This window comes from Psychrobacter jeotgali (assembly GCF_904846315.1).
GTDB lineage: Bacteria > Pseudomonadota > Gammaproteobacteria > Pseudomonadales > Moraxellaceae > Psychrobacter > Psychrobacter jeotgali.
Window position 1 is genome coordinate 1,351,835 of the sequence record NZ_CAJHAF010000001.1, and the last position, 25,276, is coordinate 1,377,110.

Consider the following 25,276-nt stretch of genomic DNA (forward strand, 5'->3'; position numbering starts at 1 on the left):
TTAGATATGTATCAAGTTCAAACTCAGTTAAACGTTTAAGTTTAAGCAAGCTTAGCCCCAAGTATTTATTTACTTGGGGTTTTTTTGTCTATATTTCTTAAAAAAACTTAAATCCCTACTAATAATGTGGAAAACCACAATAGTATTTTTTGACTATATGCGCAACACTATAGTTAGAGAATATTATTAAGTAAAAATACGGTTTAATCCTTGAAAAAGCTAAGTTTACTCATTGTGGTAGGGGAAATTTATGAATAAAAGCAGACGCAGATTTATGATGGAGATGTCTGCCTTGACCGTTGGAGCGACGCTGGTGCCATTAAAAGAAGCACAAGCAATGCAGCCCAATCGGCGCGGAGGCAGTAACGATAATCGTTATGGCATGCTAATTGATTTGCGCCAGTGTATTGGCTGTCAAGCGTGTACCGTCAGCTGTACCGTTGAGAACCAAACACCACTCAATCAGTTTCGTACCACCGTGCGCCAATATGAAGTCAGCGATGAAGCCGGCAATACGGTAAATAACGTTTTATTGCCACGCTTATGCAATCACTGCGACAACCCGCCTTGTGTACCGGTCTGCCCTGTGCAGGCGACCTATCAGCGTAAAGACGGTATCGTGGTCGTTGATGCTGACGCTTGTGTGGCTTGCGGGTACTGCGTACAAGCTTGTCCTTATGATGCACGCTTTATCAATCACGAAACCAATACGGCTGATAAGTGCACCTTTTGTGTGCATCGTTTGGAGGCAGGACTATTGCCCGCTTGCGTTGAGAGCTGTGTAGGCGGCGCGCGCATTATCGGTGACATAAAAGATGCAAATAGCGTCATCAGCAAAATGCTACAAGAGCATGCTGATGACATCAAGGTATTAAAGCCAGAAGCAGGTACTGTCCCGCACGTATTTTATCTAGGTCTGGGTGATGAGTTTGTCAATCAGATAGCCGGACAGCCGATGCTTTGGCAAGGATTGGAGGCGCACTGATGACAATCATACGTGAAGTTTTAGTCGAACCGCAAGCTATGGCGTGGCTGCCTTGGGCAGTCAGTTATTTCTTTTTCGTCGGTATTGCCTTTAGCGCGGCGATGATTGGATTTGCCATGCGCTTTTTGCGCAAAAATCATAATGTTTATCACGAATTAATCGCCGTCACCATTGCTTTGAGCTGCGTGATTGTCGCACCTATCGCTCTGGTTGCTGACTTGCACCAGCCTGCCCGCGCTTATAACTTTTATTTTTCGATGGCACCTTGGTCTTGGATGGCGTGGGGGTCGTTTTTTATTCCGCTATTTGCAGTTTCGGTAGCCGGTTACTTTTTATTTTTGGTACGCCAAGTGGCGACTCCTGAGAGCTTTCCAAAGTGGCTACGCTTTATATTTTTAGGTAAAACCAATAACACCTTATTTACCAAGATTTTTAGCTTTTCATCCTTAATTACCGCCGGCTTGGTATTTTTATACACGGTAATGGAGATTTATATCGTCACCGCGCGCCCGCTTTGGAATGAAGTGGCACTCGCGCCATTATTCTTCTTTAGCATATTCCCCGTTGCCGCCTTGCTGATTGCCCTTGCTATTCGACTGGTATTTAAAGTGCAAGCTGACAAATGGCTAACGCAAGCCTCTTTAATTAGCGCAATTTTATTGGCATTAACACTATTTTGGTACACCCAAACCTCAGCTTTAAACGCCCAAGCTATTGGCATTCTTTGGCGCAATTCTAATTCCATATTATTGACGGTAATCAGTCTTAGCGCTTTAACGGTGCTATTGTTGATACCCAAGAATTCTTTAGCAGTGGTTGCTCTTAGGGCGTTGATGGCCTTGCTAGTCGGTGGTTTAGTGCGCTGGATTGTGCTGATGGAGGCGCAAATGATACCTAAATACAATGCGCTGATTAACTCGTACCAGTTTACGTGGACAACTGATGGCGGCTTAGGCATGGTGGGCATGCTCGGTTTATGGCTGTTGGTTGGCGTGATTTTATGGCAACTATTAACCTATGTTTTACAACCAAAAATAGGGGGACGTCACTATGGCTAACCATAACGACAATACTCATAAAGACAACAATCATAAAGATAACAACCATTATGAAAATGGCGATAAGCATGACGATAAACAGGACAATAAGCCTGATGAAAAAATGGACAACAAACGCCGCAATTTATTAAAGGGTAGTTTGGCAGCTGGCGGGGCGGCAGTATTCGCCGCTGGTTATAGCGCTAAAGTGCAAGACTTTGGTACCGGCATATTCAAAGGTACTTCCGGCGTCAAAACCAAACATCCTATTTATGGTAATGCTTTAGCACCTGAATTCAGCATAGTAAAAGGTGCAATGCGCCCCAATCCCGACCAAGTAGTATCCAATACCCAGTGTATGGGCTGCTGGACGCAGTGCGGAATACGGGCGCGGGTGGACGTAAAAGAAAATAAAGTCCTGCGCATCGTCGGTAATCCTTACCATCCCTTATCATCAGACCGCTATGTCAACTATAACGCTTCATTGCAACAAGCCAGCCTAACTCTTGGCGGTGATGCTGGTATCGCTCAGCGCTCGACCGCTTGTGCTCGCGGTGCGGTGTTTATGGACGGCATCGATAGCCCCTCTCGTATTACCCAACCCTTAAAACGGGTTGGTAAACGCGGCGAAGGTAAATGGCAAACCATCAGCTTTGAGCAACTCGTTGATGAGGTAGTTAACGGCGGCGATTTGTTCGGTGAAGGGCACGTCGATGGCCTACAAGCCATTCGTGACTTGGATACCCTCGTCGATAGTGAAAACCCTGAATTTGGTGCTAAGGTCAACCAGCTCATGGTCACTGACTCCGGCCCCGATGGCAGACGAGCACTATTGCAACGCTTCGCTAATAAAAGCTTTGGCACCATTAACTTTGGTCATCACGGCTCGTTTTGTGGATTGTCTTATCGAACCGGCTCTGGCGCGTTTATGAACGATTTGGATAAAAACGCCCATGCCAAACCCGATTGGGAAAATTGCGAGTTTGTACTATTTATGGGCACCTCTCCGGCACAAGCTGGCAACCCGTTTAAAAGACAAGCACGCCAGCTGGCAAAAGAGCGTACGGTTGCAGAATACGATTACGTGGTGGTGTCACCGCGCTTGGAGCTGACCTCAACGCGTGCCACAGATAACAACCGCTGGGTGCCCATTATGCCCGGCGGCGACTTGGCATTGGCGCTAGGTATGCTGCGCTGGATTATCGACCAAGAGCTTTATAATGCCGATTATCTAAGTTTACCCAGCCCCGCCGCTATGACCAAAGCTGGTGCTGTCAGCTACAGTAACGCCAGTCATTTATTTATCATTGATGAAGCGCATCCGCGCCATGGTCAAGCAGTGACATGGGCGGATATCTCTGGACAGTCATCTAGCCAATCAGCTAGTCCTGATGCCGAAAACGGTGATAAAGATGAAGCAGAAGAAAACTACCATCTGGTGAAAGATAAAGAAACTCAGCAATTTATAGCGGCTAAAGATGCGACGCGAGCAGACTTATGGGTTGATGAAGAGATTACTTTAAGTGATGGCAGTACCGTAGCGGTCAAATCAGCGATGACTTCGTTAAAAGAATCTTGCTTTGAGCATTCGCTAGACTTTTATGCCCAGCAGTGCCGTGTGCCCGTGGCAACGATAAAAGCTCTGGCGCAAAAATTTACCTCGCACGGACATAAAGCCGCTGCCATTAGTCATGGTGGCACCATGAATAGCAACGGGTTTTATACCGCTTGGGCTATCTTGATGCTCAATGCCATGGTCGGTAATATGAATAAAAAAGGCGGCATGAGCTATACCGGTGGTAAATTCAAAGAGTTTGCTGCCGGCCCTCGCTATGATTTGGCTGGATTTGCAGGACAAGTAAAGCCTTCAGGCACTAACCTATCGCGTGGCAAAAAGTCTTATGAGAACTCTAGCGAATATCAGCGTAAAGTCGATAAAGGGCAAAACCCTTATCCCTCAAAAGCAGCTTGGTATCCTTTTGCTGGTGGTCAATTATCAGATATGATTACCTCGGCTTTGCAAGGCTACCCCTATCCGCTAAAAGCATGGATTAGTAGTACCAGTAATCCCATTTACGGCATGGCAGGTATTCGTCATATCACCGATGAAAGGTTGACCGACCCCGAATATCTGCCTCTGTTTATCGCTATCGATGCCTTTATGAACGAAACCACTGCCCTCGCCGATTATATCGTGCCTGATACCCATAACTTTGAGAGCTGGGGGTTTGCCTCAACGTGGGCAGGCGTGCCGACCAAAACCACCACCGCACGTTGGCCAGTGGTTGAGTCCGCTAATGCAAAAACAGTCAATGGTGAAGTGGTTGGTATGGAAACCTTTATCATTGCCGTAGCTAAAGCAATGGCGCTGCCCGGGTTTGGCGACAAGGCGATTAGCGATAAAGCCGGTATCCTCTATCCGCTAAATCGTCCAGAAGACTTTTATCTACGCGCCGCGGCCAACGTCGCTTTTGACGGTGAGCCTGTTAATGAGGCGACCGCGGAAGATATGGTATTGACTGGGGTTTCGCGGATTTTCCCAACACTCAAAGAGACCCTCAAAAAGGACGAGGTGCTTAAAGTCGCTACGGTTTATAGTAAAGGCGGGCGTTTTGCACCCTACGAGAAAGCTTGGGATGGCGATAACATGAACGCCAAATGGAAAAACTGCTTACAAGTTTGGAATCCTCTCGTTGCCCAAAGCCGCAGTCATCATACTGGTGAATACTATAGTGGTTGCCCTAAATTCTATGAGCCGCAGTTCGCTGATAATACGACGGTTGAGCAACGCTATCCTAGCAGTGAATGGCCCTATAAACTCATCTCGTTTAAGTCCAATCTAATGAGTAGCATCACCGCGCCATTACTACGCTTACATAGCGTCAAGCCTAATGGCATCGTCGCTCTCAATAGCGCAGACGCCAAAGCGGCCGGATTAGTGCAAGGAGATTGGGTAAAATTGAGCACCCCCGGCGGCGAGGTGGAAACCCAGTTAATGGTATTGGACGGCGTGATGCCGGGCACCATTGCTATCGAACATGGCTATGGCCGTAAAGCCTTTGGCGCAATCGCTTATGACATCGATGGCCAACAAATCGCTAGCAATGAGCAAATCAGGCAAGGCATTAATCTTAATGACCTAGGTTTGCTGGATACCAGTAAAGAAATTGTTTCGCCTTGGCTGGATAGAATCGTAGGCTCTGCGGTGCGACAAACGCTGCCAGCGAAAGTGGTGAAAATTACTTAAGTTCTGCTAAAGATCAATGCAGCTTGTAATCACAAGCTCTCTATTTAGGTAGAGAGCTTTTTGATTCTAAAAACTTACAACAAACCCCGTTCCATCAACACCTTACGCGCAATACGAAAGCACTCTACCCCTTGCGGCACACCGCAGTAGATGGCAATCGCGTGAATAGCGGCACGGACTTCCTCTAGCGAACAGCCGTTAGTGATTGCGCCGTTTAGATGTAGCTCCCACTCATGCATTTTACCTAAAGCGGCAATCATGGTGAGATTCATGAGCGAGCGGGTTTTTACGTCGATGGCCTCGTCTCCCCACCCAAAACCCCAGCACCACTCGGTCATTGCCTCTTGAAAGGGTCGGTTAAAATCATCAGCAGCTTGCAAATTTTTCTCTACATACTCAGCACCTAAAGTTGCTTTACGCTGAGTCAAACCCAGCTCAAACCGTTGCTTATCCATAATTACTCCTATTCTTAATTATTAATATTTAAGTTATTCGTTAACGATCCAACTAATTATCGAAACGTAAGCTTATACGGCATACCTCATTAATGTGTTTTTTACAAGCATCCGTTGCTGCTTCACTATCGCCCTTGGCAATTCCATCGATGATTTTTTGTAAGTTATCAGGGCCTTCCACAGCTCGTCCTTTTGTAGATAAGGTCATAAATCGCAAGCGTCCAATGCGACCATTCAACCTATCTGTCAACTCCCATGCCACCGTCATACCGGCAGTCACAAATAGATATTCGTAAAAAAGGCGTGCATGTTCTAAAGCGCCTACTATATCTCCAGCGGACAGCTCGACTCGAATTTGATTCAAATCGTCCTGCAACGATTGCACGATCTCAGGAGTAACTTGCTGCGCGCAGTGGCGAACCGCTTCACATTCAAGCATCGCACGCAGCTGGTAAATTTGGCGAATCTCATCACTATCCAATATCGTAACCAAAGGACCACTGGCAGAGACGGTTACCAAATGCTCGCTTTCTAAATGCCGGATACATTCGCGTACTACGGTGCGACTGACACCTAATTGCTCACCAATGCTGCGCTCTACCAACCTCTCCCCTGGGGTAAGTTGCCCGGTCATAATCGCCATACGCAGCTGTTCTAACGCGGTTTCTTTTAAAGTTTTTGGTTTTATAACGGTTTCTAACATAAGTCTCTACTCTTCTTAGTCTAAAGAGATTATAACGACTATGAAAAAAAAGATAGTATTTTTTTGAATATCGTATTATGGTATACCATAATACATCGTTTTAAATTAACTGCTATTTTTACTAACTGTTATAGGAAGTTTGTAATGTCAAAGTCAGAGAATCCAGAACTAGAAATCAGAAAAATCGTTACTTTTGAAGAAGAAACTTTTATTGAAGGCTTCAAAGCCGCTGATACGCCACTGCGTATGTTTGCGGTGGCTGCGGTGATTACCAATCCATGGGCTGGGCGTTATGTAGAAGACCTAAAGCCTGAAATTCAAGCCTTCGGTCCTATTTTGGGTAAGCTGATGACCGATAAAATAATTGCCTTAGCTGGCGGTGCAGACAAAATACAGGCTTACGGCAAAGCTGCGGTAGTCGGATTAAATGGTGAAATTGAACATGCTTCAGGTTTGATTCATACCTTACGTTTTGGCAATTTTTACCGTGAAGCCTTATCTGCCAGTAGTTATTTATCATTTACCAATATACGTGGCGGCGCAAACTCTCCCATCATGGTGCCGTTGATGGATAAAGACGATGTCGGGCGGCGCTCACATTATTTGACCATTCAATTTGCCATTCCTGATGCGCCTCGTGACGATGAAGTGGTCATTGTATTGGGCGGATCTACAGGTGGTCGTCCGCATCATCGTATTGGTGATCGTTATCAAGATTTAAAAGACCTAGGTCGCAATTTAGATAATCCAGCCGCCGTTTGAGGAGCAGTCATAGATGAAGTGGTCACGTAAAATCTCTGATGGCATTGCCTATCACTACAAGGGTAATGATACGGCAAGTGACAATATTAATAGCAAAGCCATTCCCATCGTTTTTATTCATGGTGTGGGTTTGCGAGCCGAAAGCTGGTATCGGCAGCTACCAGCATTTAGCGAGAATTATCAGTGCTACTCCATTGATATGCCCGGACATGGAGAAAGCGCGTTACTGCCCAACCCTACTTTATCGCTAACTGACTTCGCTGCCGTGCTAAAGACTTTTATTGATAAAGTTATTGGTCAACCAGTAATTGTAGTTGGGCACTCTTTGGGAGCAATGACCGCACTACAAACCGCGGTAACTTATCCCGAAATGGTAACCGGTGTTGCCGCTCTTAATGCCATTTATGAGCGTCCAGATTGTGCCGCTCAAAACGTTCAAGCCCGCGCCGAATCGCTGCTAGACAATCTTGACCAAGAGGTCTCCAAGCAACCTATCGCACGCTGGTTCGATGGCGATGAGCAATATCAGGACGATGCTGAGTTATGCCGAACATGGTTAGATAATGGCAATCGTTTAGGATATGCACGAGCTTATCAGATGTTTGCGCACCTGCGCGGTATTAGTGCCGATGATCTACAAAACATTCGGGTTCCTGCGGTGTTTTTAACGGGTGAGATGGATATTAATTCCAAGCCTGAGATGTCATTAGCTATGGCAGAGATATTACCCAATGCTCATGCGGTTATCGTACCGAAAGCTCGTCATATGACGCAGATGACACATGCCAGTAGCGTTAATGCCGCATTGGCGACATTTTTTACCCAGTGCGACTCGTATGATACGAGTGACGCCTAATTCACATAAGAGGTCTTTATGAAACAACTTGACTCGAAAGCTTTACGCAATGCTTTTGGCAGTTACATGACTGGGGTTACAGTGATAACCACCATGACCGATGATGGAACCCCTGTAGGTTTTACCGCCAATTCATTTACTTCGGTATCGCTTGAGCCGCCATTATTATTGGTATGTCCAGCAAAGTCCTTATCGAGCTTTGAGGTGTTTGCCAACTGTAAGCATTTTGCGGTCAATATTCTAAGCGAAGACCAACAAAACATCTCCAATATTTTTGCAGGGTCAAAAGAAGATCGTTTTAGTCAAGTTGAGTGGCAGACAGACGCGCAAGGTAATCCCATTATCGATGGCGCATTGACGCATTTTTCTTGTAAAACCGAGCGCAACCTTGAGGCCGGTGACCATCATATTTTAATCGGCGAAGTGCTTGATTTTTCGGCTCGTGAAGGGCTGGGTTTAGGCTATGCTTCTGGCGGTTACTTTAGCTTAGGGCTTGAACGCGAAGCGGCAGAGATTAGTTCGCAGCAAAAGCAAGTCAATGTGGGGGTCATTATTGAGCACAATGGTAAGGTTTTGCTCAGTCAAAACGATGGCAAAGCCGCCCTGCCTATTACCACTACTGATGACCATAGCAGTGCTGTGAGCACCATTAGGCAATTTTTAATAAATAATGGCATTGATGCAGAGCTGGGTGCGGTATTTTCCATTTATGAAAGTACCAAAAATAATAACAGTTATATTTTCTACCGAGCTTTTGCAGAGTCAGCAGACACTCAAGGATTGGGCGAATATGTTGCTATTGATAGCCTTGCCAAACAAGATTTTGCGTCCCCAGCCATGGCTCAGATGATGACCCGCTATGCCATAGAGAGTAAAAACGGCTTTTATGGCGTCTATGTCGGACAAGAAGAGCATGGCAAGGTTCATTAAACTTTACGTTTTGACCTAAAATTTAAAGAAAAAGTCAAAGCAAAATTAAATCAAATGTTAAAGCAAAAACCAAGCAAAGGAGTTGCATTATGAGATTTTCATTATTTGTACACATGGAACGGATTGATGAATCGCAAAGCTATCGCCAGCTATATAACGATTTTATTGAGCTGGCAAAGATGGCGGACGAAGGTGGCATGCACGCTATTTGGACCGGCGAACATCACGGTATGGATTTCACCATTGCTCCTAATCCGTTTTTAAATCTAGTCGATTTAGCACACCATACCAAAAACGTGCGCCTCGGTACAGGCACAATAATTGCACCTTTTTGGCACCCAATTAGACTGGCAGGTGAAGCGGCAATGACCGACATTCTCACCAAAGGTAGATTGGACTTGGGTATTGCTCGCGGTGCTTATAGTTTTGAGTACGAGCGTTTGATGCCCGGTATGGATGCGATGGAAGCTGGCGGTCGCATGCGTGAGCTGGTACCAGCGGTTCAGCAATTATGGCAAGGCGATTACGCTCATGACGGCAAATATTCAAAATTTCCATCGACCACCTCAGCGCCAAAACCCATCCAAGAAGGCGGCGTACCCATGTGGATTGCTGCACGCGACCCCAACAGTCATAACTTCGCGGTTGAAAACGGCTGCAACGTGCAAGTTACCCCTTTGTGGATGGGTATAGAGGAGATTGAAACCTTGATGCAGCGTTTTAAAGACGCCAAGGCTGAGCATGGACAAGGTAAAGACCCCAAAATCATGCTACTGCAACATGCTTATGTCGGCAGTGATGCCGATGACGTGGCTGAAGCGGCAAAATGTATCAGTCGTTTTTATTGCTACTTTGGCTCATGGTTTAAAAATGAGCGTCCGGTCAAGCAAGGACTTATTAAAGCCCTCAGTGAGGATGAGATGGCAAAGATGGAGATGTATGCGCCTGAAAAAATGCTGGAAAACATGCCCATAGGCACACCTGACCAAGTCATCGAAAAACTTAAACGTTATGAAGCTTTAGGCTATGACGAATTTGCCTTTTGGATTGACTCTAGTATGACTTTTGAGCAAAAACGCGACTCTCTGCGTCGTCTCATTGATGAAGTCATGCCAGCGTTTGCGTAACCTTTTAAACCTCATCCCTTATTAATGAATGAGCAGATTAACGAATAAGCAGATAATTTGGAGAACAAACATGACTAAACCCCATTACCAGCTCTATATCAACGGGGAATGGTGCGAAGGCAGTAGCAACCAGCAGATGGACAGCTATAATCCGGCAACAGGCGAGGCATGGGCAACCTTTGCTTGTGCTGACGCAAGCGATATCGATCGTGCGGTAAGCGGTGCAAGAGCGGCACTAAACAATCCTGAATGGAGCAAAATGAGCGCAACCCAGCGTGGCAAATTACTCTATCGCCTCGCTGAGCTGGTTGAGCAAAACGCTGAAAATCTAGGCGAGATTGAAACCACCGATAGCGGTAAACTGGCGCATGAAACCGTCGCCCAAACCCGCTATGTCGGTGATTATTATCGTTACTATGCCGGGCTTGCTGATAAAATAGAAGGCGCAACGTTACCTATTGATAAACCTGATATGCACGTCTTTACCCGCCGCGAACCGATTGGGGTCGTTGCAGCTATTGTGCCTTGGAATGCGCAGATGTTTTTGACCGCAACCAAGCTTGGTCCTGCGCTGGCAGCGGGTTGTACCATTATCTTAAAAGCATCCGAGATTGCCCCCTGCCCGATGTTTGCCTTTGCTAAGTTGGTCGAACAAGCCGGTTTCCCAAAAGGAGTAGTTTCTGTCATCACCGGCGATGTCGAAAACTGCGCTATTCCGTTGACCAGTCATCCTGATATTGACAAAATCGCCTTTACTGGTGGACCTGATGCGGCGCGTCATGTGGTCAGGAACTCTGCCAACAGCTTTGCGGTGACTAGCTTGGAGCTGGGCGGCAAATCACCGATTATCGTCTTTGAGGATGCGGACTTAGAAAGTGCCACCAATGGCCTTATTGCTGGTAACTTTGGCGCCTCCGGTCAGTCTTGTGTTGCAGGCTCGCGCGGCTTTGTGCAGCGTTCCATCTTGCCTGAAATTATCAAGCGCATTGAGGAAAAAGCCAAAAATATCGTCATCGGCAATCCGCTGAATCCTGATACTCACGTAGGGCCTTTGTGCACCAAAGCGCAAGTCGAGCGTATCAAAGACACGCTAGAAAAAGCAGTCGCCCAAGGCGCTACCATCCGTTTCGGTGGTTATCCGCCTACAGACTCAGACTTGGCAGCAGGTAATTATTTCTCTCCTACCTTGGTAGAATGCCCGCATACCGATATCGAAACCCAAACCGTTGAGATGTTTGGCCCGGTCATGTCATTGGTCGCGTTTGATAGCGAAGAAGAAGTCATTGCGATGGCAAACGACAGTGTTTACGGCTTAGGCTCAGGGGTCTTTACCCAAAATCTCGCCCGCGCGCACCGCGTCTCTCAGCAAATTCGCTCCGGTATTTGCTGGGTCAATACCTACCGCGCCATCTCCCCTGTCGCGCCGTTTGGTGGTTACAATCAATCGGGGTACGGGCGTGAAGCCGGTAGCGAATCGGTACTAGAATACACGCGTACCAAAACCACATGGATTAATATCTCAGCAGAGCCGATGGCTAATCCGTTTGTCATGAGGTAATGCGATAAAGAATAATAAGGAGGTTAATCGAGACGATAACTAGCAAATCTAATTCATTGCATTACTTATAACTTATAGCACCATTTGTACATTATATTTTGAGGAAAAATAGGGTTAATAGCTATTCATCTGAATCTGCTAAAAAAACCATTAATTAAGTTTGACTTTGTTTTAAATAAAATACAATAAGGAATTCACAGTGGAAAAGAACAACGATACGCAACAAAGCGAGATACGCGACTATGCCATTGATGAATATGTGCCCATGGACGCCAGATATTACGGTGGCAAAGAGATGATGTCCACTTGGATTTGTGCTAATGCAAATCCAACCACTTGGTACATGGGCACCATTATGGGCGCTCTAGGCTTAAGCGGCGTCGTTATTGCCTCTTTAATAGGTAATCCGATTGTCTATTTCATTTTGGCCTTAGTAGGCTTTATGGGTTACAAGATAGCCTCGACTAATATGGGCTTGTGCCGAGTGCCTTTTGGTATCAAAGGCAGTAAACTACCCTCTATCCTGAATGCGCTACAGTTCGTTGGTTGGTGCGGGGTTAATACTTATATCGCCGCTACCGCATTATCTACCATAATCACCTCTTTTACAGGCGGCGATATTTATTCCGCAGGCAACATCATTGTCTCTGTGCTGTTGATTATGCTGGTCTCTACTGTCACGGCCGTTTACGGTGCTAGATACATCTCAAAAGCGCAAGTGATAGCCGTAGTCTGTCTGGTGGCTTTGAGTGTTTGGATATCTTACAAAGTGTTTACTTTAGTGTCTTTTGCTGACTTATGGGGTTGGACATTGGCTGATAATCCAGAGAATACCAGCTGGTCTCTAACCATGGGCGGCGGCTTGGATATTGTTTTGGCGAATGGCTTTGCGTGGGTGATGTGTATTGCTGATTATACCCGCTACACCACCAGCAAAAGAGCAGCTACCGTTTGGCCAATGTTTGGTGCAGCCTTTGGTATGCTCTGGTTTCTTATTGTTGGAGCAGCAGGTGCCATCGCCGTTGCCGTCATGAATGACGGTTTATTTGACCCTTATTCTGCAGATTTGGCTTATATCACAGGCACGCTAGGTATGGGCATGGTAGCAAACATCTTGATTGTTATCTCTACCGTCGCAGTTAACATGATTAATATCTACTCTGGTGGATTTTCGACTGCCAATATCAGCGAGAAGCTGCCAGCCAAGCTATCAATGATTGCCGTTGGTACATTAGCCGCTCTGATTGGCTTATCACCTTTAATACTAGGCTCGTTCTTAGATACTTTCCAAGTCTTCCTTATTTTCTTAGGCGCATTTTTCCCAGCCTGTATCGCTATTATGTTAGTGGATTTCTATCTACTGCGTAAGCAAGACTATGATATTACCAAGTTCAATGTAAAAAATGGTCCTTACTGGTATGGCAATGGCATCAACACGATGGCTATCGTTTCATGGTTTGTAGGTGCTGGGTCGTACTTTGTTGCCCCTAACCTGCCTTTTGTCAGCAGTACCATAGGTAGTGTGTTCTTTAGCTTCTTAGTGACTGCTGTGGTTTACTATTTTATAGGCAAAAATGCAGCAACTCAGAGTTTAGCCAGCAGCCGTCTAAAAACCTCAGCCTAAAACTGAGGTATGAATACCAAAATAGCTCATCGAGATAGGAGTAATAATTATGTGTTTCTCTATTATCGCAGGACGTAATACCACCACCACAGGGTGCGTCATTATGGGCGTTAACGATGACTGGCCCGGTAGTCCGGGTCAAGTTCACCACCAGCCCCATCAAGTTCATGACAAAGCAGATACCTTTGTTAGCGTAAAAGGCATTCAAATACCACAAGTATCAGAAACCTACGCTTATACCTATACGGTTTGTGATTACGCAACGGGCACCCGCCCTCTGTCATGGGCTAACGGTATGAATGAGAATCAAGTAGCCGTCGGCATGATGGGCGTCTACACCTTTCATAATGCTCAAGGCGAAAAAGACATTTTGGAGGCCGACGATATCTCAATTTTGATTTTAGAAAGAGGTAAAACGGCCAGACAATCTATCCAAATGATTGGTGAATTAATCGATGAATACGGCTATAGCGTATCGTCTATAGAAGGCGGCGAAGGCGCAGTCGTTATAGCGATATCTGATCCCAAAGAAGGCTTTTTCTTAGAATTGGTGCCGGGCGGCTTATGGGTTGCCAAAAAAGTTGCTGATGATGAAATCGAATGCAGACCCAACTGTTTTGGAACGCAAGAAGTCGACTTCTCGGACCATGACACCTTCATGTACTCTGCCAATTTGCGCTCGTATGCTATAGAGCACAACTTATATGATGGCAGCTTGGATGATGACAGCAAGCCTTTTAACTTTTCCAAAATTTATAGTCAAGGGCCAATCGTATCCGAGGCCTTTGGTGGCACAGATAGAGCCGTTAATCAGCTCAGAAGATACAACGGCGTCAATAGACTATGCGGCCTCGAGCATGACCCAAGCTCATATATCTATAAAGGTAAACCCAATAAAAATCTCTCTGTAGCAGACATTATGGCTCTATTGGGAGACACCTTTGAGGATACTGAATACGATTTGTCACAACGTGAGGAAGCTGGACTGGCTCACAATCCACTTTGGATGGAGGTCAGTCACAGTATAGGCCAAGGCGGCACCGTATTTTCTATGGTATTTGAGCTGTCAGATAATGAGGGGGTTGTTGAAGCTAATAAAAGTACAGCAGGCTGTATGTGGATAGCGCCTGCCGCCAGTAAGCTTAGCTGCTTTGTGCCGTTTTACATTGAGGTAAGTGATATCCCTAAACCCTATCAATTGGCAATCACTGGAGACTACGATTTGGACTCTGCTTGGTGGGCATTTCAAGAAGTGGGACAGCTTTGTTATCGTAATTACGACGCTATAGCCAAGGATTTAGTAATCCCTAAGTTCAAGCAATTACAGCATGAATTTTTTGCTGAACAACAGCGTATTAACCAGAAAATAGCAACGCTAAACCACGATGAGCGCATTAAGCTATTAACTGAATTTACTCATAACAGTGCTATAGAAGCTTATGAAGTCGCTTTAGAGTTGGGAAAATATATAAAGGGTAAATATTTGAGCAATACTATCGTTGAATGGCTATAAATTAGTAGTTAATTGCATTTAGTTTTAAGGAAAAAACTATGCCTATTCGTCCTCCGATAAAAGAGTTAAATATAAAAACTGAAGACAAAGGTTTTTATAAAGATTTTAATCGCTTTGTCACTGTGACCTCAAAAGTCCTAGTAACCTTATTTATTATTTGGATTTTAAGTGATATCGAACGCTCCGGTATCATTCTTGACGCTATGAAAAATTGGTCGTATGCCAATCTTAATAGCTACTATACTTATGCCGTTGCCTTTTATGTAGTGGTCTGCTTGACTGTGATTTTATGGCCGTCATTTGGGCGTACCAAACTTGGCTCTGACCCCAATGGCAAGCCGGAGTTCTCAAACTTTTCGTGGTTTGCTATGATTTTTGGTGCTGGTATTGGTATTGGGGTATTGACCTATAGCGCCGCTGAACCCATTTGGCATCTGGCAAACAACCCTGACACCATCATGGCAAAGGAGTTAATTGTTACGGCATTAACCGCTAGTGGTACGTCATTACCAGAAGGTGCTGACGTCTTTGCCTTTTACCAAGACCAAGTCGCTGCCAATACCTTAGTGCCGATTGAAGGGATAGTCATCCCTAAAACAGAAAGTGCTTTAGATGCCGCTTTTCGTTACTCTTTTTTGCACTGGGGGATTAGTGCTTGGGCAACGTACTGTTTGGTGGGTATCTGTTTAGCCTTTTTTAGCTATGCTCGCGGCCTGCCTTTGACGATGCGCTCCGCTCTTACGCCATTATTTGGCAAGCATTTAGAAGGACCCTTAGGCAATATCATTGATATCTCAGCGGTGATCGCCACTATATTTGGTATCTCGCAAACCATTGGTATCGGCTTGGGTTCTTTTGCCTCAGGGCTGTATAGCATTACTGGTATTGTGTGGCTAGTGACCAATCCTGTCAATCCTGAACCGACGACAGGCGCTTTATTATTGTCACTATTCGTAGTGATGTGCCTCTCGATAGGCTCTGCGCTATCTGGAGTTGGACGCGGGATAAAATGGCTCAGTAATATCAATATGGTGCTGTCATTCTTACTGTTAGCGTTTTTCTTGATATTTGGGGCGACGATGTTTGCCTTAGAGATGCTAGGTAAAGGTATATTTAGCTATGTCGTAAACTTGCCAGCTATGGTGGTTACGGTCTGGGATCCTAATACTGAATTGGGCGCTTGGCAAACCAGCTGGTCGATCTTTTACTGGGCATGGTGGATTGCCTTTGCGCCATTCGTTGGCATATTCTTAGCCCGTATCTCCAAAAACCGTACCATTCGCGAGTTTGGTTTGATTGGTATTGTCGCCCCTAGCCTCACCTTATTTGTCTGGTTCTCCTTTATTGGCGGCACAGGCATTGATTTAGAGTTGAGCGGCGTTGCTGGCGGTAAGATATTTGATTCTGGATTGACCGCTCAGATGTTCGAGATTATCAACTTTATGTTAGAGCCTGCTATGGCAAACATGATGTCGACCATGGTCGTTATCCTGCTGCTGACTTATCTGGTCACTTCTGCTGACTCTGCGTTATTGGTGGTGAATACGGTGAATTCTGCCGGTAAAGCCGAAATCGCGAGTGGCTCAAAACATCTCATTATTTGGGGCGTGGCGTTAACTGCGGTTATTGCCGCCTTGTTATTGGCCGGCGGTCTTGACGCGATCACCTCGGCGATGATTATCGCTGCTATACCCTTCTCGTTTATCATTATCTTGATGGGGATAGCTTTATTAAAAGCACTTATTTTGGATGGTATGCGTTCAAGAGAACCCTAAAGATTACGAAATTAGTCTTAAACTATCGTTAAAATTTAGCTTACTTTTTAAATAGACCTCTTGCATAAGTCATCGCTAGCCTTCGTCACTCCGTTAATAGAGGTCAATACAAGCCGTCAAAAAAAGTTAAGAAATAAAAAAGCTCGCTAAATTAATTTAGTGGGCTTTTCTATTTTTGATCCACCGTTATTAAAAGCAGGCGCAGCAAACTTGCCACTATGAAAATCATTGATAGCTTGACGTAGCTTAGCTTGGGTAACTCAAGCAATGATAAATAGTTAATCAACAATAAACAACTTCGCACCATTTTTAGTAGACGAGCGATGCGCTATCGTATCGTCCGCGACTTGATAAGTCATACCCGGCGTTAAAGTAAAGGTGCGACCGTCTTTGAGCTCAGTATTTAATTCACCTTCCATACAAAGCAAAATATGCCCTTTATAGCACCAGTGATCGGCCAAATAACCCGCAGAATACTCCACCATATGTACCTGAATATTATTAAAATCCAGCGTTTTCCAGTAGCCTGCGCCGGTCTCACCTTTAACTTCTACAGCTTCTACGCTCGTCCAGTCGGTAACGCCAAATGGTATATTTTCCATTTTCATAATATTATCTCCTGATTTATTAAATTAATAACACTTAATAGCCTTTAATAACTATTGAGTACTGGCTAGTCTTTCTTGCAACTGAGTTTTTATCTCAGGCCACTCAGACTTTAATAGACTGTACATGACCGTATCTGAAATAACACCATCACGGCAAACTCGATTGCCACGAATGACGCCATCCTTTGTTACCCCCAAGCGTTCAATCGCTTGCTGGGAGCGATGATTACCGATGTCTGTTCGCCAGCCTACGGTTAAATAATCAAGGGTCTCAAAAGCGTAAGTTAACAGCATAAGCTTGCAGGTGGTATTAACCTGAGTGCGCCAATACGACTGAGCGTACCAAGTGTAGCCAATCTCTAAGCGTCTAGGTAATGGCAAAATATCATGGTAACTGGTTGATCCAATGGCTTTACCCGTGTGCTCATCAATAACAGCAAAAGCAGATCGATCAGGCATTTCTTGTGCTTTATTAATATACTCAATCACCTTATCCGGCTCGGGTACAGAAGTGGTGGTTATTGTCCATAAATCGCCATCTTGGCAAGCCGCAGCTAAATCATGGGCATGCTCTAACGTTAATGGTTCAAGGGTAATGCCATTTTTAGATAAGGTAGGAAGATTGAGCATATTTTTTCTCTTAGAACATTTACTTATAGTTAGGGTCTGTTTATTCAAATGCTAATGCGGTTTGGCATGATGAGACGGGGTATCTTTGGGCGAATAGCCAAACTGCTGCTTGTAAATACGTGAAAAATAGCTCTGATCGGTAAAACCAACCTGATAGCCAATATCAGCAACTGAGCTATGACTACCTTTTATAAGTAGTTTATTCGCGACAGCCAGCCTTGTGATTTTGACCCATTCTGCAAAAGTATAAGGCATCTCTTTGAACAATATATGCAAATAGCGTTCAGATATATGGCAAGCTTGTGCTACCAGCTGCGGGGAGAGCTGCGGGTCAGCCAAATGGAAATAAATGAAGTTTTCGATACGTAGCAAGTGAGCGGCCTTTATAGTAGATACCTGACTATCTGCTAATGAGAGCGTAGGGCGATGCAAAGTCAGAATAATTAAATCTAATAGCTGTTGTTGTAATAGCTGCGACTCTGTAGTCGAGAGAGTTAGGGAGGTCGCTAAATGCAAGGTATGGGTGATTTGATGTTGTAGCAGTCGTCCAGAGCCTTTTTCGGTAGTAATTGGCTTAGCAAAATACTGCTCTATCAAACGCTGGTGGGAGCTTAGTTTACCAATAGGCACTTTTAGCACTTGTAGCTCTGCCGTTTGAGTGTGATAAAACTGATAGGGCTGATGAGATAACTCTATGAAGAACTGGCCGGGATGACAGGTCAGCTCGCGCTTTTGTTGCTCGAAATGCACCGATCCCTGAAGCGGAAAGGTTAATAAAATACTATCGCCGTTTTGGGATAAATGCTGTCCACTACGTTGGTAATGAGCAGCGTCGGCAAAATATCCCGAGATACCCATCTGAGCTAAATTGGCTTGTTGCATTTGTCCCGCGAACTGATTGGATTTTCTGACCTGTACCTTTAGATCAAAGTAGGTTTCATTGATCACTCGTTGCCAACCATCAGCACCAAGTAGCTGTTGATGCAACTGCTGATTTTGTAGTTCAGGCTCGCTTTTTTGTCGATTATTCAAACGACTACCGTCAGCATATTCGTGATTTTTTCTATCAGCTTCCTTATCGTGACTAGTATTTTTCATCCGCATTTATCCTTAAATGCTAAACAATTAATTTAAAACTCCTTATTCTTATCATTATATTCTAACTGATATTGACTATGTTAAGTAAAATATCCTTCTCCCTCAACGATGAGGAGAGAAAGATGTTTTGTACTGCTATAGATTCTTATTAACTAACTTTACTTAGTCTATAAGTGCCAGACTGATGCAAATCAGCCTGCCAGTTAGGTTTAATCACAATAGTCGTGGTGGGCTCTTCAATAAGTGCAGGTCCTTTTATAACCGCTCCTGCGCCAAATTTCGTCCCATCATAAATAGGGGTATTAACCCATTCATAACTGTGATCGTGTATCATCTGGCGTTCATCAATTTTAGCGTTTCCTACTGCACCCGATTGAGCATCAAGCGTTGGCAAACTTGGTTTTTCAACGCTACCAATCACTGAGACCTCGACATTGACCAGCTCGACGGCGCTATCTTGCTCATCATAAGTGTACAGCTCTTTATGACGCTTATGAAAGGCTTGCAAAATAGCAGCGGCGGCATCGCTATCAATCTTGCCATTGGGTACAATGACATTACACTCGTGTACCTGCCCTACGTAACGCATTTCCATAGCGCGTTCAATTACAATATCGTCGTCACTAAAGCCATCTTCTTTGAGCTTGGCGATACCTTCTTGCTCTAAACGCAAAAGCGTGGCATTTAAAGCATCCAAATTAGCATCGGAAGACATAATCATAATCTGGGTGGCAAGGTAGGAATATTTAACATCGGATATGATCTGACCAAAGGCACACAAACAAGAAGCTATTTTAGGAACCAGTATAGTATTGATGCCCATCTCTTCTGCCAAATCGATAATGTGCATGCCCGCTGCGCCGCCTGCGCAAATCAAGGCAAAATCACGTGGATCATAGCCTTTTTCAATGGTAATGCGTCTGATACCATTAGCCATATTTTGATTAACGATCGTACTGATACCAGCGGCGGCGTGAGGAAGATCGATACCCAATGGATCAGCGATATGCTCTTTGATGGCGGCCGCCGCTTTGTCTTCATCTAGGGTGACGATACCGCCTAATACAGCGCCAGAACGCAAGTATCCTAATACTAAGTTGGCATCGGTGACCGTCGGTAGCGTTCCGCCTTTACCATAACAGGCAGGACCTGGAGTTGCGCCCGCACTTTGCGGCCCGACTTCTAACATGCCGAAATTATTGATATGACCAATAGAACCACCGCCTGCCCCTAAAGTCTCGACGTGAATCATAGGTACGCCGATGCGATTACGTAGAAAATCAATATCCCTATTGAGACTGGTTTTGCCGTCTTTTGCTAAAGTGATGTCAAAGGAGGTGCCACCCATATCGACGGTAATGACGTTGTTGATACCAAAGGGTTCAGCGACGTATAATCCCGCTTGCGGCGCAGAAGCAGGTCCTGAATTAATCGCATTAACCGCCCGCTCCTTCATAACCTCTCCTAACGCCAGTCCGCCATTTGACTGAAAATAACGCACGGGCTGATTGGCACCCAATTGTTTAAAATAGTCGTCAATTTTGTACACATAGGAGGACATAATCGGACTTAGATAAGCATTGACCAAAGTCGTTGAGGTGCGCGTATATTCTTTAATTTGCGGATAAACCTCACTACCGCAGCAGACGAAGACACCGGGCATATGCTGCTCTACCAGCTCTTTAGCGCGCTGTTCATGCTTGGTGTCGCGTATTGACCAGACAAAAGATATCGCTACGCTTTTTACTTTTTGACGTTTGAGCTCTTCAATGGCTGCCAAAATATCGTCTTCGTTCAGCTCTTCACGCTCTGTACCATCAGCCAGTATGCGGCCACGTATAGGAAAACGCAGGTCGCGCGGCGCTATTTGCGGCGCTGGCGGATAGCTGGCATCATAGCGATGGCCTTCTTCTTTATGACCGAGGCGAATCTCAATACTGTCCTCGTGACCTTTGGTGCATAGCAAACCCACCTTTACCCCTTTCATTTGGATCAGAGCATTTAGCGCAACTGTGGTACCGTTAATGCACAAATCACAGGCTTGAATAATCTCTGAAATAGGCCGCTTAAACTTGTCAGATATTTGTTGCAGTCCATTAGCGATGGCTTTGGTACCATCCTCTGGGGTCGAAGGGGCTTTAAACAGATGGATATCGCCAGTACTTTCCTCTGCCAATACGAAATCTGTAAAAGTACCACCAGCGTCTACGCCTAAGCGAAAGTCATAACTCATAAGTCATCCTTAACTATTTATACTATATTATTGGTACTGAGGTTATTGATACTGAATGACTGATACTGACTTTTGAAACAGTGTTAATCATTCAGTACCTTAATAAAATTTAGTACATCCCTGTACTCTTTAGGCTACCTCTTTACGCAAGGTCTCAGTAGCGTCTTCATCTAGTTGGAAGTCGCTACTAATCACAACACCATACTCTTTGGCTGCTGACGGTATAGATACGATACCTTCTATAACGTCACGCAGTACTGCTTGGGGTTCGCGTTCAAAAGAGCTGCCAAAACCACCGCCGCCCGGATTGGTATTGCGGGCGCGTTCGCCAGCCTTTATCTCTATCACGGTATTATGCAGATGCAAGTCAGTGGTGCCGCCTTCGCGGAACACCTCCAACTTACCTAATTTCAGCTCTGGTGAGATTTGCTCAGCACCGCCGGCCCCCATGGTTGGGATATGACGTCCTTCACCGAAGGCCACGACGGTCATGGTATGGTCAAGCGGTTCGACCTCCCAGATCGTACCGCAGCCGCCGCGCAGTCGCCCAGCTCCGCCACTGTCTTCGGCAAGTCCATATTTATGAATGACGATAGGATACTGATATTCAAGCAATTCAATATCACCTGAGCTTAACGCCCCAAAACAGCACAGTGGCCCGCAAGCATGCCAGCCATCCATTTGCTGGGTCGCGCCCGCCCCTGAAATAATGGACGCCAGTACCATCGTCACATATTGCTCACCCGTTTTTGGATCGATACCAGCGATGTTGACCCCTGACGAATGTCCCCACGAGGCCGTCACGCGCTCGGGTGCCGCGTCCTCTAACGCTTTACGCACCGCATCGGTCAAGGTTTCCATCGGTGTGGTGGTACAGTTGACATGAGGCGCGGGCTCTTTGGCATTACATAGCGTGCCATGCTCACCTAAATCTACGGTGACGCAGCGATACAGCCCTTCGTTATAGGGCGGATCGACTTGCGCAAACATCATCAATCCAAGTAATACTCCTGACATCGAATTACCAGCGTAGGAGTTGATAAAGTAAGGCACTTGCGGCGGACTGTCGATCTTGATATGGACATCGCTACCTTTGATCGTGATATCAGCCTTGATGGTTAAATCACCAAGACCATGACCTGAATCCTCTAAGATAGCCTCACCGTGATAATCACCATCTTTTAGCGATTCGATGAGCGAGCGCATATGTCTATCCGCCATATTTTTTAGCTCATTAATGGCAGCGCGTACCGTTTCTACGCCGTATTTGTCCAGTAAGGCGATCATGTTACGCTCACCGACCGCGCAAGCGCCGTACTGGGCGTTTAGATCGCCTTCTTGGTTGCGACGTGAGCGCATATTGCTATGGATGAGATTGATCACATCATCGCGTCGCACGCCTTTTTCCCATATTTTGATAGGCGGAATGCGCAAACCTTCAGCATAAATCTCTTTGGCATCTGGGTTATAACCCGCTGGCACAGGGCCGCCGATATCGGTGACGTGACCTTTACATACCGTCCAAAATACCAGCTCGCCTTTATAAAACACCGGCTTATACATACAGCAATCTAAAATATGACTGCCCATGACGACGGGATCATTATGATAAATAATATCGCCTTCATGAATGTCATCGCCATAGAATCCGGCTACTGCTTTCATGGCAGGCATAAGTGAACCTAAATGAATAGGAATATCCTGACCTTGCAAAATCATCTCAGGCAAATGGTCAAATAGCGCATTGCTATAATCGTGTGCAAGGTTAAAGACGCTTGAGCGTGCGGTTTTTTCTAAAGTCAGCGTCATCTCGCGCTGGGCGGTTTCTAGTGCGCCGCGCACAACCGATAAGGTGATAGGATCGAGAGCGGTAGTTGAGCCTGTGGGGGCATTAGTTTGGGTAGGGTTAGCTTGATTCATGATTCATTCCTTGTAATCTTATTACTGCTTGATAGCATCATGCTGTCTTTAATATAACAATGCTTGAATTAAATAAATGACCTTAGCGAGTACAGTTTTTGACTGTGAGCGCACTTTTTGAGCCTTAAATATTCAGACTCAAAAAGGTAATAAACGGTTCGATATTAGTTGATAATTGCTTTTGATGTTGTGGTCACCATGTGCTGCTGAGTTTTGGGCATTAATACCGCGTACAAAATAGTAGCCGTCACAAAAGTTAAAGTTGCATACCAATTGAGCCAGCTACCACCTAAGTTCATGAGTACGATGCCGACTAGTGATGCCACTATCCAAGCGATTAGTCCTGATTTATCAAAAGCAGGCAAGCGCACAGGATCAATAACCGGAACTGCACCAAAGATATTCTCCCTTTTGGGATATAAAATATGGGTCAAAGCAATCGCCACCCACGCCACCACAAATACGCCTTGATAAGCCAATGCTTGCAGTAAGTAAGCAAAAACATCAAGTAGCATCAGAATAAAAATAAAGACGCCAATTAATAACGCCCCAACGAATTTTGGCATCTGAATATTAATCGTATCTTTTACAAACGCCTGCAAGTTGGTCGTTGCCAATAGGTAATTGGCGGTGTTGATACGAGTTTGGGTAATGACCACGAAGATAAGCCCAAATACGCCCATCAGTTTTACTAGCGCTAGCGTGATGGACACCTCAGATAATGCGCCTTCTAGTGGAATAGTGCTGACTAAATAAATCCCCGCAAGACCGCTTAAAAAGAAAGCCACCAAGTAAAAAGGAATACCAAAATTAAACCAAGATAAGTATTTACTGTCTTCTTGTTTGCCGTAACGCGCATAGTCGAAGGTATACATCATCAGTACCCAAATACCCATGTAATAGACGGCAACATTCCACCAGCCAAAGGGCGAGGTTTCCTCAGGCCCTACGGTAAGCCATGCATTACTATAACCATACTCGTTCGTTGCCATGACTATCGCCGCAATGAGTCCTATAATATAAAACGGCAACAGCACGCCATTGAGCTTATCTAGCCAGTTTTGCACACTGCCCATAATCATCGGCACACTATAAGCCACCACGATTAAAGCGGCGATCCAATATGGAATAGAGGGGTAAGTTTGGCTAAAGGTAACGGCGATGACAGAGCCTTCAAATACAGCGTAGTACATGGCGGTGGCAAAGAATATCAGAGTCGCTAAAGCCGCGCCTTTGTGTCCGAATAACACGCGAGAAAATAGCGCCACTGACATGCCAGTACGAATGGCATAGCGAGTAATGATACCGTTGATAATGCCATAAGCCACACAGCTTATAAGCAGACCGATAATGGCGTTTTTGGTGCCGTAATTCTCCGCCATGGCGATACCAATGACCAGATAAAACATGGCACTACAGACGCCCCACCACGCCATGGTTAAGGAGCCTCTAGTAGCACGATCATCAACTGGTATCAGTTCTTGATTAGGGTCAGAGGGAGCGGCGGTGCCCTCTCCTGAGTTTTTTGGTTGTAATACACCTGCCATATCACACTCCTTATGATCGTTGAATAACTTTTACATCCTGTAAAAGGCACTTATCTTTACAGCATTTCTAGCGGTAAAGATAAGAGCAGCTATTTAACTATAAAGAATTATCAAATAAGTAAAATGACTGGCGGTGCAGTATTTTTGACTAAGGGTGCAGTTTTATGAGTTTTTTGTTAGATATCTTCTGTGTCCACTTACATAATAGTTTTTATGTAGGGTTTGAATTTTCCCTCGATTACAACTGACTTTGGTAAGGCTTTATTACAGGCAATAGGTTTTAACAGCAATGGTATTCATTTATTTAGTTCTATACAGTCACACGCTAAATCAAATTTAGTCATGCGGCAGACTTTTCGAATCTTTTATAATCTCATCTCAATCCCTACTACCTTTACTAATCCAATCTCTCCTAAAAGACGATAACGTAAAAAAATAAGCATTTACCCTAAATAATTTCACACATTTTTACGCAGATTACTTGACGTTACAGTATGGATGGTTCAGGCACATTTTAGCTATACATTCAAATTATCAAATATCTTATTCTATTTATACGTCTACGGCCAAAAAACAGCCTAACCCATTCTTTATTATACTAATTTATATAACTATCTCGGTGAGGTTTATTCCGACTATTGTGGTCATGTCTATTAATATTGGAGCTT

19 protein-coding genes are annotated in these 25,276 nt (G+C 45.0%); 11 read left to right on the forward strand and 8 right to left on the reverse strand.

Features of this window, described 5'->3' with window-relative positions:
- The first annotated feature begins 250 nt into the window (after positions 1 to 250).
- Genes ttrB through JMX18_RS05375 form a run of 3 tightly spaced genes read left to right on the forward strand, consistent with a single transcriptional unit; the run spans position 251 to position 5,269 of the window.
- Positions 251 to 985: a tetrathionate reductase subunit TtrB gene (gene ttrB, locus JMX18_RS05365; RefSeq protein WP_201585372.1), complete on the forward strand. Its 735-nt coding sequence runs from the start codon at positions 251 to 253 to the stop codon at positions 983 to 985.
- Positions 985 to 2,043: an NrfD/PsrC family molybdoenzyme membrane anchor subunit gene (gene nrfD / locus JMX18_RS05370; RefSeq protein WP_201585379.1), complete on the forward strand. Its 1,059-nt coding sequence runs from the start codon at positions 985 to 987 to the stop codon at positions 2,041 to 2,043. Before ttrB ends, nrfD begins: the two co-directional genes overlap by 1 nt.
- Positions 2,036 to 5,269, forward strand: coding sequence for a molybdopterin-dependent oxidoreductase (locus tag JMX18_RS05375; RefSeq protein WP_201585388.1), 3,234 nt, complete (start codon positions 2,036 to 2,038; stop codon positions 5,267 to 5,269). Before nrfD ends, JMX18_RS05375 begins: the two co-directional genes overlap by 8 nt.
- A gap of 74 nt (positions 5,270 to 5,343) precedes the next feature.
- Here JMX18_RS05375 and JMX18_RS05380 read toward each other — a convergent pair whose 3' ends face one another.
- Entirely contained in the window at positions 5,344 to 5,724 is a 381-nt protein-coding gene (locus JMX18_RS05380) for a carboxymuconolactone decarboxylase family protein (RefSeq protein WP_201585396.1), read from the reverse strand.
- A gap of 52 nt (positions 5,725 to 5,776) precedes the next feature.
- Positions 5,777 to 6,427: a GntR family transcriptional regulator gene (locus tag JMX18_RS05385; protein WP_201585398.1), complete on the reverse strand. Its 651-nt coding sequence runs from the start codon at positions 6,425 to 6,427 to the stop codon at positions 5,777 to 5,779.
- A gap of 144 nt (positions 6,428 to 6,571) precedes the next feature.
- On the opposite strand from JMX18_RS05385, the gene JMX18_RS05390 reads away from it, so the two are divergent.
- The 8 genes from JMX18_RS05390 (at position 6,572) to JMX18_RS05425 (ending at position 16,572) form a co-directional block, all read left to right on the forward strand.
- Complete coding sequence (locus JMX18_RS05390; RefSeq protein ID WP_201585399.1) at positions 6,572 to 7,189, forward strand: amino acid synthesis family protein; 618 nt, start codon at positions 6,572 to 6,574, stop codon at positions 7,187 to 7,189.
- Between the two features lie 13 nt (positions 7,190 to 7,202).
- Positions 7,203 to 8,045 carry an alpha/beta fold hydrolase gene (locus tag JMX18_RS05395; protein WP_201585401.1) on the forward strand — a complete coding sequence of 281 codons (843 nt, stop codon included), beginning with the start codon at positions 7,203 to 7,205 and terminating at the stop codon, positions 8,043 to 8,045.
- Between the two features lie 18 nt (positions 8,046 to 8,063).
- Positions 8,064 to 8,975, forward strand: coding sequence for a flavin reductase family protein (locus JMX18_RS05400; RefSeq protein WP_201585403.1), 912 nt, complete (start codon positions 8,064 to 8,066; stop codon positions 8,973 to 8,975).
- 89 nt (positions 8,976 to 9,064) lie between these two features.
- Positions 9,065 to 10,102 carry an LLM class flavin-dependent oxidoreductase gene (locus tag JMX18_RS05405; RefSeq protein ID WP_201585405.1) on the forward strand — a complete coding sequence of 346 codons (1,038 nt, stop codon included), beginning with the start codon at positions 9,065 to 9,067 and terminating at the stop codon, positions 10,100 to 10,102.
- 70 nt (positions 10,103 to 10,172) lie between these two features.
- The gene (locus JMX18_RS05410) at positions 10,173 to 11,660 is read left to right on the forward strand and encodes an aldehyde dehydrogenase (protein WP_201585407.1); all 1,488 of its coding nucleotides are present in this window, start codon (positions 10,173 to 10,175) and stop codon (positions 11,658 to 11,660) included.
- 199 nt (positions 11,661 to 11,859) lie between these two features.
- Positions 11,860 to 13,284, forward strand: coding sequence for a purine-cytosine permease family protein (locus tag JMX18_RS05415; RefSeq protein WP_201585416.1), 1,425 nt, complete (start codon positions 11,860 to 11,862; stop codon positions 13,282 to 13,284).
- A gap of 49 nt (positions 13,285 to 13,333) precedes the next feature.
- Positions 13,334 to 14,797, forward strand: a complete 1,464-nt coding sequence (locus JMX18_RS05420; protein ID WP_201585418.1) for a dipeptidase — start codon at positions 13,334 to 13,336, stop codon at positions 14,795 to 14,797.
- Between the two features lie 38 nt (positions 14,798 to 14,835).
- Positions 14,836 to 16,572, forward strand: a complete 1,737-nt coding sequence (locus JMX18_RS05425) for a BCCT family transporter (RefSeq protein ID WP_201585420.1) — start codon at positions 14,836 to 14,838, stop codon at positions 16,570 to 16,572.
- Between the two features lie 278 nt (positions 16,573 to 16,850).
- Here JMX18_RS05425 and JMX18_RS05430 read toward each other — a convergent pair whose 3' ends face one another.
- From JMX18_RS05430 to JMX18_RS05455, 6 genes are all read right to left on the reverse strand, one after another.
- Positions 16,851 to 17,180, reverse strand: a complete 330-nt coding sequence (locus JMX18_RS05430) for a DHCW motif cupin fold protein (RefSeq protein WP_201585422.1) — start codon at positions 17,178 to 17,180, stop codon at positions 16,851 to 16,853.
- A gap of 51 nt (positions 17,181 to 17,231) precedes the next feature.
- Positions 17,232 to 17,810 (reverse strand): GNAT family N-acetyltransferase, encoded by a 579-nt coding sequence (locus tag JMX18_RS05435; RefSeq protein WP_201585424.1) that lies wholly within the window; start codon positions 17,808 to 17,810, stop codon positions 17,232 to 17,234.
- A gap of 51 nt (positions 17,811 to 17,861) precedes the next feature.
- Positions 17,862 to 18,908 (reverse strand): AraC-like ligand-binding domain-containing protein, encoded by a 1,047-nt coding sequence (locus JMX18_RS05440; RefSeq protein ID WP_201585426.1) that lies wholly within the window; start codon positions 18,906 to 18,908, stop codon positions 17,862 to 17,864.
- Between the two features lie 148 nt (positions 18,909 to 19,056).
- The gene (gene capA / locus JMX18_RS05445) at positions 19,057 to 21,141 is read right to left on the reverse strand and encodes a caprolactamase subunit alpha (RefSeq protein WP_201585427.1); all 2,085 of its coding nucleotides are present in this window, start codon (positions 21,139 to 21,141) and stop codon (positions 19,057 to 19,059) included.
- 129 nt (positions 21,142 to 21,270) lie between these two features.
- Positions 21,271 to 23,061 (reverse strand): caprolactamase subunit beta, encoded by a 1,791-nt coding sequence (gene capB, locus JMX18_RS05450; RefSeq protein ID WP_201585429.1) that lies wholly within the window; start codon positions 23,059 to 23,061, stop codon positions 21,271 to 21,273.
- Between the two features lie 164 nt (positions 23,062 to 23,225).
- A complete protein-coding gene (locus JMX18_RS05455) occupies positions 23,226 to 24,608 on the reverse strand; it encodes a purine-cytosine permease family protein (RefSeq protein WP_227674569.1) in 1,383 nt (460 codons plus the stop codon).
- Positions 24,609 to 25,276 lie beyond the last annotated feature (668 nt).

Bases quoted from the DNA above. Each gene is read 5' to 3' on its own strand.
- capB (WP_201585429.1), bottom strand. From the start codon at position 23,061: ATGAATCAAGCTAACCCTACCCAAACTAATGCCCCCACAGGCTCAACT.
- JMX18_RS05405 (WP_201585405.1), top strand. From the start codon at position 9,065: ATGAGATTTTCATTATTTGTACACATGGAACGGATTGATGAATCGCAA.
- JMX18_RS05435 (WP_201585424.1), bottom strand. From the start codon at position 17,810: ATGCTCAATCTTCCTACCTTATCTAAAAATGGCATTACCCTTGAACCA.
- JMX18_RS05380 (WP_201585396.1), bottom strand. From the start codon at position 5,724: ATGGATAAGCAACGGTTTGAGCTGGGTTTGACTCAGCGTAAAGCAACT.
- JMX18_RS05440 (WP_201585426.1), bottom strand. From the start codon at position 18,908: ATGAAAAATACTAGTCACGATAAGGAAGCTGATAGAAAAAATCACGAA.
- JMX18_RS05375 (WP_201585388.1), top strand. From the start codon at position 2,036: ATGGCTAACCATAACGACAATACTCATAAAGACAACAATCATAAAGAT.
- JMX18_RS05385 (WP_201585398.1), bottom strand. From the start codon at position 6,427: ATGTTAGAAACCGTTATAAAACCAAAAACTTTAAAAGAAACCGCGTTA.
- JMX18_RS05420 (WP_201585418.1), top strand. From the start codon at position 13,334: ATGTGTTTCTCTATTATCGCAGGACGTAATACCACCACCACAGGGTGC.
- nrfD (WP_201585379.1), top strand. From the start codon at position 985: ATGACAATCATACGTGAAGTTTTAGTCGAACCGCAAGCTATGGCGTGG.
- JMX18_RS05410 (WP_201585407.1), top strand. From the start codon at position 10,173: ATGACTAAACCCCATTACCAGCTCTATATCAACGGGGAATGGTGCGAA.
- ttrB (WP_201585372.1), top strand. From the start codon at position 251: ATGAATAAAAGCAGACGCAGATTTATGATGGAGATGTCTGCCTTGACC.
- capA (WP_201585427.1), bottom strand. From the start codon at position 21,141: ATGAGTTATGACTTTCGCTTAGGCGTAGACGCTGGTGGTACTTTTACA.
- JMX18_RS05395 (WP_201585401.1), top strand. From the start codon at position 7,203: ATGAAGTGGTCACGTAAAATCTCTGATGGCATTGCCTATCACTACAAG.
- JMX18_RS05390 (WP_201585399.1), top strand. From the start codon at position 6,572: ATGTCAAAGTCAGAGAATCCAGAACTAGAAATCAGAAAAATCGTTACT.
- JMX18_RS05425 (WP_201585420.1), top strand. From the start codon at position 14,836: ATGCCTATTCGTCCTCCGATAAAAGAGTTAAATATAAAAACTGAAGAC.
- JMX18_RS05400 (WP_201585403.1), top strand. From the start codon at position 8,064: ATGAAACAACTTGACTCGAAAGCTTTACGCAATGCTTTTGGCAGTTAC.
- JMX18_RS05455 (WP_227674569.1), bottom strand. From the start codon at position 24,608: ATGGCAGGTGTATTACAACCAAAAAACTCAGGAGAGGGCACCGCCGCT.
- JMX18_RS05430 (WP_201585422.1), bottom strand. From the start codon at position 17,180: ATGAAAATGGAAAATATACCATTTGGCGTTACCGACTGGACGAGCGTA.